Genomic DNA, 12577 nt, shown 5'->3' on the forward strand with positions numbered 1-12577 from the left:
GGGTTTCAAAGGGGGGCTTCAAGGGGCGGGGCAGGCGCCGGCCGGCGCTGCCGTGGCGGACAGCGCGCCCAGCGCCGCCGCGGCATCTCGCAGCGACGACTCGCGCGTGGCGGCCAGGACGTAACGGCCATCGGCGTCGGGGCCGTCGACGATGGACACGGCGTACTGGGACAGGGTGTTGCGCAGTTGCCGGGCGGTCAACCCGTCGGGCAGGTCCACCACCAGGCGCGGGCACGAGGCGCCCCCGCGCGTCAGCACCGCATCGGGCGCCGCGCCGCCAGCGTCCGGACCGACGGGCGCCCGTTGCGCCACCATGACGGACAGCACGATCGCCAGCGCCCAGCCCAATGTCATCAAGGGGCTGGCGGGCGTGGGCCACAGCCACTGCCACAGCCGGCGCGCGCGGGAGGCTGGCGCGTTCCGCGGACGCTGCTGCGCTAGCGCGCGCAGAAAGGCGGCATCGCGCTCGGCCTGCCCGATCTCGTTGTGCGCCAGCTGGCGGGCTTGTGCCAGGTTGCGCCACGCCTCAAGCTCTGCCCGCAGCGCGGGATCGCGCGCGAGGTCCGCTTCGAAGGACCGGCGGGCATCCGGATCCATGTCGCCCGACAGATAGGCCAGCACTCGGTCTTCGGGCATCATCAGTCCATTCCTTTACGCGTGCAGTCGGTCACCAGCTTGCGCGCGGCGTGCAGGCGGCTCTTCACGGTGGGCACGTGCAGGTCCTGCTGCCGCGCGATCTGTTCCATCGGCATGTCGTCCAGATACAGGAACATGGTGGTACGCAGCGTGTCGCTGAGTTTGTTGATGCAATCGCGCATGCGCTTGATGATCGACAGATGCTCGTAGGCGCGCGCCGGGTCGTTGAACTCGGAAGGATCGGCCACGTGCCGCGCATCGCCGAGCGCCGCGTCCTCCCCTTCCTCATTGCCCTGCGGGCCAGTCCAGTGCACTTCGTGCCGCGTGCGGCGATGGATCTGAATCAATTCATGCAGCGATCCGCGGTACAGGTAGCCGCCCAGCTTGCTGACCGCCAGCTCGTGCGCCGTCCATCCGCCCTCGGGCTGGCCGTGCAACAGGGCTTCGTCCTTGAAGGAGCGCGTCTGCAGGAACTTCATGAGCGCGTTATTGAACGCATCCACCACGCCTTCCGGCGGTGCATTGAAGAACTTCCTGCGCAGCTTCAGCGTGATGTGCTGCTCGGCCTTGTTGCGAAACGCCAGCGCGTAGCGCGGGTCGGCGTGCAGGATGCGCAGCAGCGCGTCGACGTTATTGATGACGTAACGCTTGGAATCGAGCGTATTCATGATTCGGATTCTGGGAGCTGCGGCACCTTAGCCGCGCAGGGGCGGAAAATCAAGCGCGGCGGCGCATCGCGGCGATGCCGCGGACGGTAAAGGCGATGGCGATGGCCGCGCACAGATAGAAGCCGAATCCGAACGACAGGCTGTTCCACAGGTTGGACGCCATGTCGCCCGCCAGGCTGCGGCTGGCGCGCGAACTGCCCATGAAGCCCGCGAACTGGCGCGTCGCGTCCATGACTTCCCGCACTTGCGAAACCACGCCCGCCAGCGCAATGGCCCACAACGCCAGCGGCGCGAAATAGCCCAGGCGCGCCGCGCGATGTTCCAGGAGCGACGGCAGCAGCGGCCCCGCGACGGCCAGCAGCCACAACACGGCATACACGCCCGCGCCCGCACCCTGCCCGGCGATTGCGCCCTGCAGGCTGGCGCCGTTCTGCAGGCGAAGCATGTCGTAGAAGCTCAGGCTGGCGGCCGATCCCATCATGCGCACGGTAATGACGGCAAAGAGCGTTGTGCCCAGCAGGAACAGCAGTGCGCCCGCCGCGTCGCCGCGGTTGACGCGCCGCGCCGCGATCGCCGTCCAACGCGCCGCATGGGTCCTGGCCTGCGCCAATACGTCTTGTGCTTTGTCCTGCATGGTCTTTCCTTGTGAGGGTGAGGCGCGAAGGCCGGTACTTGTCGCTACGCGCGGCCGAACAGAAGGTTCGATTTTTTTTCGGGTCTTATTTGGCGATTGCCATTTCGGGTTCCGGTTTATGCTTCGCCCCAACTTTTTTCGAACCTTTTCCGAATCGGCGCGTAGCCATGGTCAAGGGCTCGCCTTTTCAGCCCCGCCTGCTGGAACGCAAACCGCCACTTCCGCCTGCCGATATTTCCCACCATCAAGAACGGAGCCTTCAAACATGTCCACCCCTACCCCGCTGTCCGCCCTGTACCAGACCCTCGTGCAAGAAGAACTGGGCCTGGTCGCCAGCCAGGACGATCAAGGCGACGTGGTCTTCAAGCATCCCGATCTGGGCATCATGTACTTCAGCTTGAGCGATGCAGACCCCGAGTTCCTGCGCCTGGTCTACCCCAGCTTCGTGCAGGCCGACGAACTGGACCTGACGCGCGACCAGTTCCTGGAGGTCATCAACGTCGTGAACAACCGCTGCAAGGCCATCAAACTGACGCTGGCGCCCGAAAGCGCCGACCGCCCCGCACGCGTGTCGGCATCGGTGGAGAGCTTCGTGGCCGCCCCCGACACCCTCCCCGACCTCGCCCTGCTGCGCGGCATCGCGGCGCGCTGCGTGTCGGCCGTGCGCCATGGCGTGCACGAACTGGTCAAACTGTCGATGGAGTTCAAGCAGGCCGCCAACTGACGCGCGCCCGCGCCGCGCAATTGAAACAAGTCTGGCCCCACGTTGTAACTTTGCGATACATTGCAGGGCTTTGACGAAAATGGCGCCCAAGAGGCGCCAATTTTTTCTGCCTCCAACATGATGTCGATGCGCCTGACCGATTCCCGTTCGTTGCTCCTTCGCCTTGCGGCCAGCTTGCTGCTCCTGGCAGGCTTGTCCGCCTGCGCCGTCAAGACCAATTCGCGGGGCAACCTCGTGTACGGCGTGGACACCGCTGCCCTGTTCGGCACCGAGATCGGCCAGTTTCCCTTGCAGGATGGCGGGCTGGGCACCTTGCGGCGCGAAGGCAAGAACTTCTCGGTCAAGCTGTCGGGCAACCAGCGCGTGGTGCCGATCAACAACGTGGAATCGGCGCGCATCGCGCGCACCGAGAACGTCGGCTCGCGCACGGTGGTCGTGATCGAGACGCAGCGCCGCAACTGCGATTACCGCTACAGCGTGCTGGCCATCGAAGGGTCCGACGTGCTGTCGTGGGACGTGGGCAATTGCCGCGACCGGCCGGTCGTGCTGGTCCAGGATGACCGCAGCGCCCTGACTTTCGACTTCCCCAAGGGCTCGTCGATCGAACGCTTCGTCTACACGCAGGACGGCCGCATGCGCCGCGGCAACGTGAAGGCGGTGGCCGGATTGAATCCGCGCGCCAAGCCATTCGCCGACGAATCGCTGTATCCGCCCGGGTACATGGATTCGATCCGGCTGCATGGCGTCTATCCGCCGCCCGCCGCGCCGGCCGCCCGGCCGGGCAAGGCGGCAAAGCCCGCCAGCGGCAACCGGCCGAACCGGCGCACCGCCCCCGACGCTCCCGCAGCGGTGCAAACCCAGACGGCCAGCGGCGCGGCCAGCGCAGGCCGCGTCGTGCCACCGCCCCCGCAACGCGTGCCGGCGGGCGACACGCCCGCGCCGGCACGCTCGGGCACGGCATCGCGCACGCCCGCGAAGCTGGACCTGCCCGACGAGGAAATCACCTCGACCCGCCTGGATCTGAGGGATTGAACGTGCGCCAAGCCCAGATTCGCCAGATCCTCTTCCTGATCGTCCTGACGGTCATCTACCTGAGTTTTGAACTCGGCTTCAACGCCCGGCTGCTCGATGTGGTGGGCAGCCGCGCGACACCGCACGACATCGAGGAACTGGAATTCTTCGGCCGCACCCTGTCCGGCATCGCCGCGGCGCTGGTCGTGCTGCAACTGATGCTGGCGCGGCGGCTTGCCACCGGCGGCCGGCCGTCGTACCTAAAGATTGCCATTGCCTGCGTGGTGACGGCGCTGGTCGTCTTCAGCGCCATCAAGATGATGGTGAACGTGCTGGTCGACTCGCGCGACGGCGAGTTCCGCCGCGTTGCCACCAACGCCGGACTGCTGCAACGATCGCTCGTGCAGGGCGACCTGCATCTGGATGGGCTGGTCGACGATGGCGTCTACGCGCGCCCCGAAGGCAAGGCGTTCCTGGCAGTGTTCCAGGTGCTGCTGTCCAACATCGACAACCTGGACGACAAGGTCGAACCCAAGAAGCGGCAGGTCATCCGCACCGACCTGCAACGCCAGATGAAGACCTTCACCTTCGATGACCGCGAAGTCCGCATGACGGCGCCGGGCATTCGGGGGTATCACCAGGTCTACACCAGCGTGATGCAGTCCGTGGCCGAGCGCTGGAAGAGGTACGCGGGCGTGCCGGTGGCATCGGACATCGGCCTTGCGCGCGAACAGGACCGCGCCTGGGGCGATTACCGCCGCAACCTGTCGCGCCGCGGCTGGACCCCGGAAAGCGTGCCCGCCCGCTATCAAGGCCGCGTGGTGCAGGACGTGCGAAAGCGCATTCCCGTGCCTGCGGGCTGGCAGCCGCACGACCGCGCCACCTTCAACGAAGCCGTCGCGCAGCAATACTGGAAAACGATGCGCAGCCGCACGGTGCACGTCGAAGGCGACGCCATCCCGCCGGGGCTGTCGTACGAAGATTTCGTGGCGCGGCCCGGCGTGCAGAAGCTGCTGCGCCAGACCTTGATGGTGCCGGCCACCATGAACGTCGCGCCCAACTACACCGACGCCGCCGGCTTCAAGCGGCTGTACGACGGCATGCTGGACCGCGCGGTGGACGAAGCCCTGCCGCGCTTTTCCGCAAGCAGCGCGGATTTTTCGCGCGGCGGCCAGCATTATCAGCTGGGCCAAGACGCCGCGCGCGCGGCCATCGTGCCGCCGGTCGCGCTGCTGTTTTCATTGCTGGGCGCAGTGGGCCACTTCGGCAAGCTGCTGTACCTGATCGTCAAGCTCATCGTCTGGCTGCGCACGCCCGCCGGCCAGCAGCCGGGACGCACCGCGACGCGGGCCGCGGGCCTGGCGCTGGTCCTGACGCTGGCCTGCGTCTGGACCGCGTTTTCGTTCATGCAGAACGGCGTCACGCAAAGCGACCTCTTCCAGCAGATGTCGCGCGTGGAAGGCGGCCGCGATGACGAATCGATCGGCCAGGCGCTGCGCCGCCGCGTGCTGGCCAACGTGGCGCACGTGATCGTGGTGGGGCAGGCCTACACCTACCCCTTCAACGAGGCCGTGCGCACCTACGTGCTGGGCGGCTTCCGGTTTGGGTATCACGGCAATGCGGGCTGATCGCCTGATGGCCGGGCACCGTCAATAGGCGGGCGGCTTTGCCTCGCGCCCGGCAGAGGCGGCCTGCGCCAGCGCGCGGGTGATGATGCTGGTCGACACGTTGGCAAAATAGCGCGCGCCCATTGCCCCGTACTTTTCCTCGTCCTGCGGCGTCAGCGCGATGATCCCCGAGCACTTGCCGGCCCCGGCGATGGCGCGCAGCCCGGCCTCGATGGCGCGTTGCACGGGTTCGGCATTCCAGTCGCTGCCGTGGCCCATCGCGTGCGCCAGATCGTTGGGCCCGATGAACACCGCATCCACGCCGTCCACCGCCGCAATCTCGCCCGCCGCCGCAATGGCCTCGGGCGTTTCGATCATGGCGATAAAGCCGATGCCGTCATTGCTGCGCTGCGTGTGACCTGCGCCGCCGAACGCCCCGTAACCCGCCGCGCGCGTACTGAAGGCGCTGCCGCGGCGGCCCACCGGCGGATAGTGGATCATGCCGGCCAGACGCCGCGCCTGCTCGGCGGTCTCCACCATGGGCACCTGCACGGCGCTTGCGCCCATGTCCAGGATGCGCGGCAAGTCGTGCTCAAAGCAGCGCACGATCGGCACGATGCCTGTAGCCCGTGCGGCGCGCATCATGTGTTCGGTCATGCCGAAATCGGCACTGCCGTGCTCGTTGTCCAGGATGATGAAGTCAAAGCCGGCATACGCGCACATCTCGACGATGGCCGGGCTGGGCAGTCCGTTGAACAGGCCACGCAGCGGCTTGCCACTGCGCAGCATTTCCGGCAGGCGGCCGTCCAGCGGGAAGCGGGGGTCGGTCATGCAAGTCTCCTGTGTCGGGGCGGGGTCAGTCAGCCTGAATGCCGGCGTCCTTGATCACCTTGCCCCATTTTTCTATTTCGCTGCGTTGGAAGTTCGAGAATTCTGCCGAACCGCGGCCGTCGGGCGCAACGCCCAACGTCAGCAGCTTGGCGCGCACGTCTGGGCTGTTGACGATAGCCGCGATCTCGCGGCCCAGGCGGTCCACGACCGGCGCGGGCGTTCCCGCCGGCGCGAAGATGCCCTGCCACGACTGCATCGCGAAGCCGGGCACGCCCAGCTCGGCGAGCGGCTTGACGCCGGGCAGATCCGCCAACGGGGCCGCGCTGGTCACGCCCAAGACCTTGACGCGCTTGGCATCGATCATAGGCCGCGCGGCCGCGACGGTTTCGAACACCATGTCGATCTGTCCGCCGATCAGATCCACCATTGCCTGCGATCCCCCCTTGTAGACGATCTGGCGCAGGCGCGTGCCGGAAATGGACTGGAAGAGCTGGCCCGACAGATGCTGCGACGTGCCTGCGCCGGCCGTGCCGTAGGTCAGGCCGTCCGGATCGGCGCGCGCGGCGTCGATCACCTGCTGCACCGTATTGAACGGGCTGTCGGCGCGCACCACCAGCGCATTGCTGACCATGCCCACCAACCCGACCGGCGTGAAGTCCTTGACCGGGTCGTACCCCAGCGACTTGATGAAAAACGGATTGACGGCGTGCGTGGTGATGGTGCCGCCGACCAGCGTATAGCCGTCCGGCTCGGCGCGGGCCACCAATTGCGTGCCCACGATGCCGGAGACGCCCGGCTTGTTCTCGACGATGACCGACTGCCCCAGGCGGGCGCTCAGTTGCTCGGCCATCAGGCGGGCCACGCCGTCGGATACGCCACCCGGCGAGAACGGCACGATGTACCGGATGTTCTTGGTGGGCCAGGCGGGCGCGCCGCCTTGGGCGTGCGCCATGCCGGCGGTCAGCCCGATCGCCGCGATGGCGGTCAGGGTACGGACGAAAATGCTGCGCATGCGTTTGTCTCCTGGAGTCGATGAGCGCGGTCTGCGCGCGCTTTTTTTGGGTAGTGCCGGAAAAAAGAAAATAAACGTGTGTCAGGGTCCCGCCCGGACCGTCGCGCGTTCGACAAGGCCGCAGGGCACGACGATGTCGCGCGGCCGCAGCTCGGCCTGCATCTGTTCGCGCAGCAGGTCGACGGTGGCGTCCACCATGGGTTCGACCTGCTGACGCACGGTAGTCAGGCGATACGCGCCCCACGCGGCCTGCGGGACGTCGTCAAACCCCACAACGGCCACGTCCTCGGGCACGCGCAGGCCCAGTTCCTGACGCAGCACGTCCAGCGCCGCAATCGCCATGTGATCGTTGCCGGCAAACAGCGCGTCCGGCGGATCGGCGGCAAACATCTGCCGCACGGCGGCCTGCGCCAGATCGAAGTCGTAGTGGCCCACGTCGCGGCAAGCGACGTCGTGGCCGAGTTCCCGCAAGGCGTCGCGGTAACCGCGTTCGCGCTCGATGCTGGTGGACGAATCCTCCAGCCCCGCCAGAAAGCCGAAGCGACGGTAGCCGCGTTCGACCAGCAGGCGCGCCACCAGTTGGCCGCCTGCGTAGTTGTCGGACGTGACCGAGCTGCTGGCGTGGCGCGCCAGCCCGCCCAGGATGGAGACGCGATTGAACTGCACCACGGGCACCCCAACCTCGGCGCAACTACGCGCCACATTGGGCGACAGCATTGCGGAAGCCATCACGATGCCGTCCACCTGGTACTGCAGAATCTCCGCCAATACGCCATCGGCCGCCTCGTCCACCTCGGCGATGAACATCAGCACGTGGTAACCCTCTTTCTGCAGCTTCTGCGACAGCCGTTCGATGACCAGCGGATAGAACTGGTTTTCCAGGTAGCTCATCACCAGCGCCACGATGCGGCTGCGGCGCGTGATGAGGCTGCGGGCCAGCGCGTTGGGCCGGTAACCCAGTTTCTGTGCCGCCGCCAGCACCTTGCGCCGCGTTTCCTCGGACACGCTGGCGCCCGGCGTGAAAGTGCGGCTGACGGCCGACTGCGACACCTGCGCCAGATCCGCCACGTCTTGCGCACGGGGCGCGGTCCTCATGCCGCGGTCCATCCTGCATCCAGCATCAGCGCGCTGCCCGTCATCAAGCTGGAGGCATCGCTGGCCAGGAACACGATCGCGCCCATCACCTCGTCCAGGCGGCCGACGCGGCCCAGCGCGTTGCGCGCGCAAACCCAGTCCCGAAACCCGGGCTGCTCCAGCATGCCCGCCGTCATGGGCGTTTCGATGAACGTCGGGCACACGGTGTTCACGCGAATGTTGGCGGCGCCCAGCTCCCAAGCCAGCGCGCGCGTCATGCCTTCCAGCGCATGCTTGCTGGCGCAATACAGCGTGCGCCGGGGGCTGCCCACGTGCCCCATCTGCGAGGACACATTGATGATCGATCCGGCACGGCCTTCCGTCAGCAGGCGGCGCGACACGGCCCGGCTGGTGTAGAAGGCCGCCTTCACGTTCAGGTCCAGCACGGCGTCGATGTCCTCGTCGGACTGATCGATGAGCGGTTTGGGACGATTCATCCCGGCGTTGTTGACCAGGATGTCAAAGGGCTCGCCGTGCGCGACCGCCTGATCCACGGCCGCGGCGTCCGTCACGTCCAGCACCAGCGGCGCACAGCCGATGCCTTCGGCCCGCAAGGCTTCGCACACTTGCGCCAGTTCCGGCTCGCGCCGGGCTGCCACCGTGACGTGCGCGCCCGCCCGGCCAAGCGCGGCGGCCGCCGCCAGTCCGATGCCGCCGCTGCCGCCCGTCACCAGGGCGCGGCGTCCGTCCACCCGGAAGTCCGGTCCTTTGGGCAGCGTAATCATGCCTGCGCCTCCACCGGCTGATACCACGGCAGGTCAGGACGATTGCCATGGCGCCGCACGCGAATGTTGGCCTGTTCGCCGTGGCCGGCAAAGTTCTCCATGTGGCACAGGCGCGAGCAGTATTCGCCCATCGTCACGCTGGCGGCGTCCGTCAGCACGCGCTGGTAGGTGCAGGTCTTGAGAAACTTGCCCACCCACAGCCCGCCCGTGTAGCGGGCGTTGCGGTTGGTCGGCAGCGTGTGGTTGGTGCCGATCACCTTGTCGCCGAAGCTGACGTTGGTGCGCGGCCCCAGGAACAGCGCGCCGTAGTTCGTCATCCGGTTCAGGAAGTAATCCGGGTCGCGCGTCATGACCTGCACGTGCTCGAACGCCAGGTCGTCGGCCACCTGGAGCATTTCCTCAAGCGTGTCGCAGACGATGACCTCGCCACAATCGGCCCAGGCCTTGGCCGCAATCTCGGCCGTGGGCAGGATGGTCAGCTGGCGCTCGACCTCGGCCAACGTGTCACGGGCCAACTGTTCGCTGTTCGTCAGCAGCACGGCCGGCGACGTCGGACCGTGTTCAGCCTGACCCAGCAGGTCGACCGCGCACAATTCGCCATCCACGCTGTCATCGGCGATGACCAGCGTTTCGGTGGGGCCGGCAAACAGGTCGATGCCGACCCGGCCATACAACTGCCGCTTGGCTTCGGCCACGAACATGTTGCCGGGCCCCACCAGCATGTCCACAGGCGCCACGCTGGGGGTTCCCACCGCCATTGCCACGACGGCCTGCACGCCGCCCAGCACCAGGATCTCGTCCGCGCCCGCCATGTCCATGGCGGTCACGATGGCGGGATGCGGCTTGCCCTGATAGGGCGGCGCCGTGGACACGATGCGCTTGACCCCTGCGACCTTGGCGGTCAGGACGCTCATGTGCGCCGAGGCCAGCAGTGGATACTTGCCGCCCGGGATGTAGCAGCCCACCGCATTCATCGGCACGTGCTTGTGGCCCAGGACCACGCCGGGATAGGTCTCCACTTCCACGTCGCGCATCGAATCGCGCTGGATCTGCGCAAAGTTGCGCACCTGGCGCTGCGCAAAGGCGATGTCCTCGATCTCGCGCGACGACAACTGCTTGCGCGCTGCCTCGATCTCGGCGCGTGACAGACGAAAGTCAGCCGGATCCCAGTTGTCGAATTTGCGGCTGTAATCCCGCACGGCTTCGTCGCCCCGGGTTTCGATGTCGCGGATGATGTCTTCGACGGTGGCGCGCACCTTGGCGTCGTCCTCGGTCTTGACGGCGGCGGTCCGGCCGCGCTTCAGATAACGGATCATGGTCTCGGGTCCTGCAAGGGTGGAAAGTTCTTCGATGGAGGGCACTTTCAAATCCTTGCATACGTATGCAAATAGGGAGAAACCCGGACCTTTCGATACACTCACGGGATTCCGCACCGATGACCGCCGCGCCGTCCGGCGCACCCACGCTCCCCTCATGTCGCATTCCGAATCGTTCAATCTGAAGCAGATCGCCGTGCCGGCGTTCGGTCCGTCGCTGCTTTACGGCATCAGCAACGGCGCGATCCTTCCCGTCATCGCGCTCACCGCGCGGGAGCAAGGCGCGTCCTTCGCGGCCGCCGGCCTCATCGCCGCCCTGATCGGCGTCGGCTCGCTGCTCTCGAACATTCCGTCGGCGCTCATCACCGAGCGATTCGGCGAAAAACGCGCCATGGCCGGCGCCGCGCTGCTCAGCGTGGCCGGACTGCTGCTGGTCATTGGCGTGCCGCATCTCTGGGTGCTGGCGCTGGCCATGCTGATGCAGGGATGTGCGCAATCGGTGTTCCAGCTGGCGCGGCAGAGCTACATGATCGAGGTCGTGCCGCTGGCCTACCGCGCGCGCGCTCTGTCCACGCTGGGCGGCACGACGCGGATCGGCACCTTCATCGGCCCCTTCGCGGGCGCGGCGCTGATCCACTTTCTGGGCCTGGATGGCGCGTACTGGATCGCCGTCTGCGCGATGCTCGGCGCGGGATTCATCGCCATCAAGGCGCCGGACATCGAACCCGTTCACGTCAAGGCGGCTGGCAAGCCGCGCGCCCGCATCGGCGAGGTCGCGCGCGATCATCGCAGCGTGTACGCCACGCTGGGCGTGGGCGTGATGCTGATCAGCGCCCTGCGGGCATCGCGCCAAGTGGTGATACCGCTTTGGGCGGACCACCTCGGCCTGGACGCCACCACCACGTCCCTCGTCTACGGGCTGGTTGCCGCGGTAGATATGTCGGTGTTCTATCCCGCGGGCAAGGTAATGGACCAGCGCGGCCGCCTTTGGGTGGCGCTGCCGTGCACGCTGCTGATGGGACTGAGCCTGATGGCGATCCCGCTGACCAGCGGCGTGACGAGCTTCATCCTGGTGTCGCTGCTGCTGGGCTTTGGCAACGGCATCGGCTCGGGCATCGTGATGACGCTGGGCGCCGATGCCGCCCCGCCGGGCGCGCGCACGCAATTTTTGGGCATCTGGCGCTTCATGGCCGATCTGGGTGCAAGCGGCGGGCCGGTGGCGTTGTCGGCGCTGACGGCGTTGTTGTCGCTGGGCGGCGCGTCGTTTGGCGTGGGAACGTTGGGGCTGGTGGCCGCCGGGGTGTTCTGGCGGTGGTTGCCGCGTCGCGCGTCGCCATAACGAGCCGCGGCAAGCGGCATTGACGCACTGCGTCATCGCAAACCGCTGAATCTACCGCGTCGCGGCAACCCCGCAGCGCCACGCGACGCCCCTCGGGCCGCCCGAAATAAGTTCAAAAAATATCAACCAAATCTGTATTGCTTCAGGGATTCGCAAGTTCCAGAATTCTGTTCATGGGCGCAGCATGCCGCTTGAGGACAGAAAATGGATACGAAGCACTCCGCGAACCCGAAGCAACTGACGGTTCGCATTTCGCGAGGCACGGAGGACGGCAAGTTCTCCACCTACCTGGTCCCGTGGCGTGACAACCAGACCGTCCTGGACGTGGTGACGGAAGTCCAGCGAACGCAAGAGCCCGGCCTCTCGTACCGCTACGCCTGTCGCGTTGGCGTGTGCGGATCCTGTGCGATGACCGTCAACGGCACGCCGCGCTGGACATGCCGCACGCATGTGAGCCGCGTCGAGGAAGCCGGCGTGATCGTCATCGAGCCCTTGCGCAACATGCCGCGGATCAAGGACCTGGTCGTCGACATGCGCGAGTTCTTTCAAAAGTGGGCACGCGCCGGAAATACCTTTGTCGGCACGGCCACGCGCGACGATCCGCCGGCACAGGTGTTGCCGCAAAGCAAGCAGCGCAAGCTGGCCGACGCGGCCATCGAATGCATCAACTGCGGCGTCTGCTACGCCGCCTGCGACGTGGTTTCCTGGGACAAGGACTACCTGGGTCCCGCGGCGCTGAACCGCGCGTGGACGCTCTACAACGACGAACGGCACGCCGATCCCAAGGACGTCCTGCGCAAGGCCACCTCCGGCAGCGGCTGCAATTCCTGTCACACGCAGGGCAGCTGCATGAAGCACTGTCCGGTCAGCCTGAGCCCGACCGGCAGCATTGCCGGGCTGAAACGCAGCGCCATCTTCAGCCTGCTCAAGGGAGACTGAC

The 12577-nt window shown here is 66.8% G+C and carries 13 protein-coding genes; 5 read left to right on the plus strand and 8 right to left on the minus strand.

Annotated elements, in window-relative coordinates:
* Positions 1–18: 18 nt before the first annotated feature.
* Genes H4P35_RS21950 through H4P35_RS21960 form a run of 3 tightly spaced genes read right to left on the minus strand, consistent with a single transcriptional unit; the run spans position 19 to position 1938 of the window.
* Positions 19–639: a hypothetical protein gene (locus H4P35_RS21950; RefSeq protein ID WP_226847005.1), complete on the minus strand. Its 621-nt coding sequence runs from the start codon at positions 637–639 to the stop codon at positions 19–21.
* Positions 639–1304, minus strand: a complete 666-nt coding sequence (locus tag H4P35_RS21955) for an RNA polymerase sigma factor (RefSeq protein ID WP_180097911.1) — start codon at positions 1302–1304, stop codon at positions 639–641. The genes H4P35_RS21950 and H4P35_RS21955 overlap by 1 nt, the downstream gene beginning before the upstream one ends.
* A 49-nt stretch (positions 1305–1353) precedes the next feature.
* Positions 1354–1938, minus strand: a complete 585-nt coding sequence (locus H4P35_RS21960) for a hypothetical protein (protein WP_226847006.1) — start codon at positions 1936–1938, stop codon at positions 1354–1356.
* A gap of 265 nt (positions 1939–2203) precedes the next feature.
* Between H4P35_RS21960 and H4P35_RS21965 the strand changes: the two genes are divergently transcribed.
* The 3 genes from H4P35_RS21965 to H4P35_RS21975 all read left to right on the plus strand — a co-directional run bounded on the left by H4P35_RS21965 (position 2204) and on the right by H4P35_RS21975 (position 5301).
* Entirely contained in the window at positions 2204–2662 is a 459-nt protein-coding gene (locus tag H4P35_RS21965; protein WP_152382488.1) for a hypothetical protein, read from the plus strand.
* 117 nt (positions 2663–2779) lie between these two features.
* Positions 2780–3694, plus strand: a complete 915-nt coding sequence (locus tag H4P35_RS21970; protein WP_226847007.1) for a hypothetical protein — start codon at positions 2780–2782, stop codon at positions 3692–3694.
* A gap of 2 nt (positions 3695–3696) precedes the next feature.
* Positions 3697–5301: a hypothetical protein gene (locus tag H4P35_RS21975; protein WP_226849517.1), complete on the plus strand. Its 1605-nt coding sequence runs from the start codon at positions 3697–3699 to the stop codon at positions 5299–5301.
* Between the two features lie 21 nt (positions 5302–5322).
* Here the strand turns inward: H4P35_RS21975 and H4P35_RS21980 are convergent, their stop codons facing one another.
* From H4P35_RS21980 to hisD, 5 genes are all read right to left on the minus strand, one after another.
* The gene (locus H4P35_RS21980; RefSeq protein WP_226847008.1) at positions 5323–6111 is read right to left on the minus strand and encodes an HpcH/HpaI aldolase/citrate lyase family protein; all 789 of its coding nucleotides are present in this window, start codon (positions 6109–6111) and stop codon (positions 5323–5325) included.
* 25 nt (positions 6112–6136) lie between these two features.
* On the minus strand, positions 6137–7123 hold the full coding sequence (locus tag H4P35_RS21985; RefSeq protein ID WP_180097907.1) for a tripartite tricarboxylate transporter substrate binding protein: 987 nt from the start codon (positions 7121–7123) through the stop codon (positions 6137–6139).
* Positions 7124–7204: 81 nt separating this feature from the next.
* The gene (locus H4P35_RS21990; RefSeq protein ID WP_226847009.1) at positions 7205–8218 is read right to left on the minus strand and encodes a LacI family DNA-binding transcriptional regulator; all 1014 of its coding nucleotides are present in this window, start codon (positions 8216–8218) and stop codon (positions 7205–7207) included.
* On the minus strand, positions 8215–8982 hold the full coding sequence (locus H4P35_RS21995) for an SDR family NAD(P)-dependent oxidoreductase (protein ID WP_226847010.1): 768 nt from the start codon (positions 8980–8982) through the stop codon (positions 8215–8217). Before H4P35_RS21995 ends, H4P35_RS21990 begins: the two co-directional genes overlap by 4 nt.
* A complete protein-coding gene (gene hisD, locus H4P35_RS22000; protein WP_226849518.1) occupies positions 8979–10298 on the minus strand; it encodes a histidinol dehydrogenase in 1320 nt (439 codons plus the stop codon). The genes H4P35_RS21995 and hisD overlap by 4 nt, the downstream gene beginning before the upstream one ends.
* 157 nt (positions 10299–10455) lie before the next feature.
* On the opposite strand from hisD, the gene H4P35_RS22005 reads away from it, so the two are divergent.
* Positions 10456–11637, plus strand: coding sequence for an MFS transporter (locus H4P35_RS22005; protein WP_226847011.1), 1182 nt, complete (start codon positions 10456–10458; stop codon positions 11635–11637).
* A gap of 204 nt (positions 11638–11841) precedes the next feature.
* Complete coding sequence (locus H4P35_RS22010) at positions 11842–12576, plus strand: succinate dehydrogenase/fumarate reductase iron-sulfur subunit (RefSeq protein ID WP_226847012.1); 735 nt, start codon at positions 11842–11844, stop codon at positions 12574–12576.
* Position 12577: the final 1 nt, after the last annotated feature.

The sequence above is a fragment of the Achromobacter sp. 77 genome (assembly GCF_020541125.1).
Classification (GTDB): Bacteria; Pseudomonadota; Gammaproteobacteria; order Burkholderiales; family Burkholderiaceae_B; genus Achromobacter; species Achromobacter mucicolens.

Excerpts from the sequence above, each read along its gene's own strand:
- H4P35_RS21980 (WP_226847008.1), bottom strand. The coding sequence starts at position 6,111 with ATGACCGACCCCCGCTTCCCGCTGGACGGCCGCCTGCCGGAAATGCTG.
- H4P35_RS22005 (WP_226847011.1), top strand. The coding sequence starts at position 10,456 with ATGTCGCATTCCGAATCGTTCAATCTGAAGCAGATCGCCGTGCCGGCG.
- hisD (WP_226849518.1), bottom strand. The coding sequence starts at position 10,298 with ATGATCCGTTATCTGAAGCGCGGCCGGACCGCCGCCGTCAAGACCGAG.
- H4P35_RS21950 (WP_226847005.1), bottom strand. The coding sequence starts at position 639 with ATGATGCCCGAAGACCGAGTGCTGGCCTATCTGTCGGGCGACATGGAT.
- H4P35_RS21985 (WP_180097907.1), bottom strand. The coding sequence starts at position 7,123 with ATGCGCAGCATTTTCGTCCGTACCCTGACCGCCATCGCGGCGATCGGG.
- H4P35_RS21970 (WP_226847007.1), top strand. The coding sequence starts at position 2,780 with ATGATGTCGATGCGCCTGACCGATTCCCGTTCGTTGCTCCTTCGCCTT.
- H4P35_RS21955 (WP_180097911.1), bottom strand. The coding sequence starts at position 1,304 with ATGAATACGCTCGATTCCAAGCGTTACGTCATCAATAACGTCGACGCG.
- H4P35_RS21965 (WP_152382488.1), top strand. The coding sequence starts at position 2,204 with ATGTCCACCCCTACCCCGCTGTCCGCCCTGTACCAGACCCTCGTGCAA.
- H4P35_RS22010 (WP_226847012.1), top strand. The coding sequence starts at position 11,842 with ATGGATACGAAGCACTCCGCGAACCCGAAGCAACTGACGGTTCGCATT.
- H4P35_RS21995 (WP_226847010.1), bottom strand. The coding sequence starts at position 8,982 with ATGATTACGCTGCCCAAAGGACCGGACTTCCGGGTGGACGGACGCCGC.
- H4P35_RS21990 (WP_226847009.1), bottom strand. The coding sequence starts at position 8,218 with ATGAGGACCGCGCCCCGTGCGCAAGACGTGGCGGATCTGGCGCAGGTG.
- H4P35_RS21960 (WP_226847006.1), bottom strand. The coding sequence starts at position 1,938 with ATGCAGGACAAAGCACAAGACGTATTGGCGCAGGCCAGGACCCATGCG.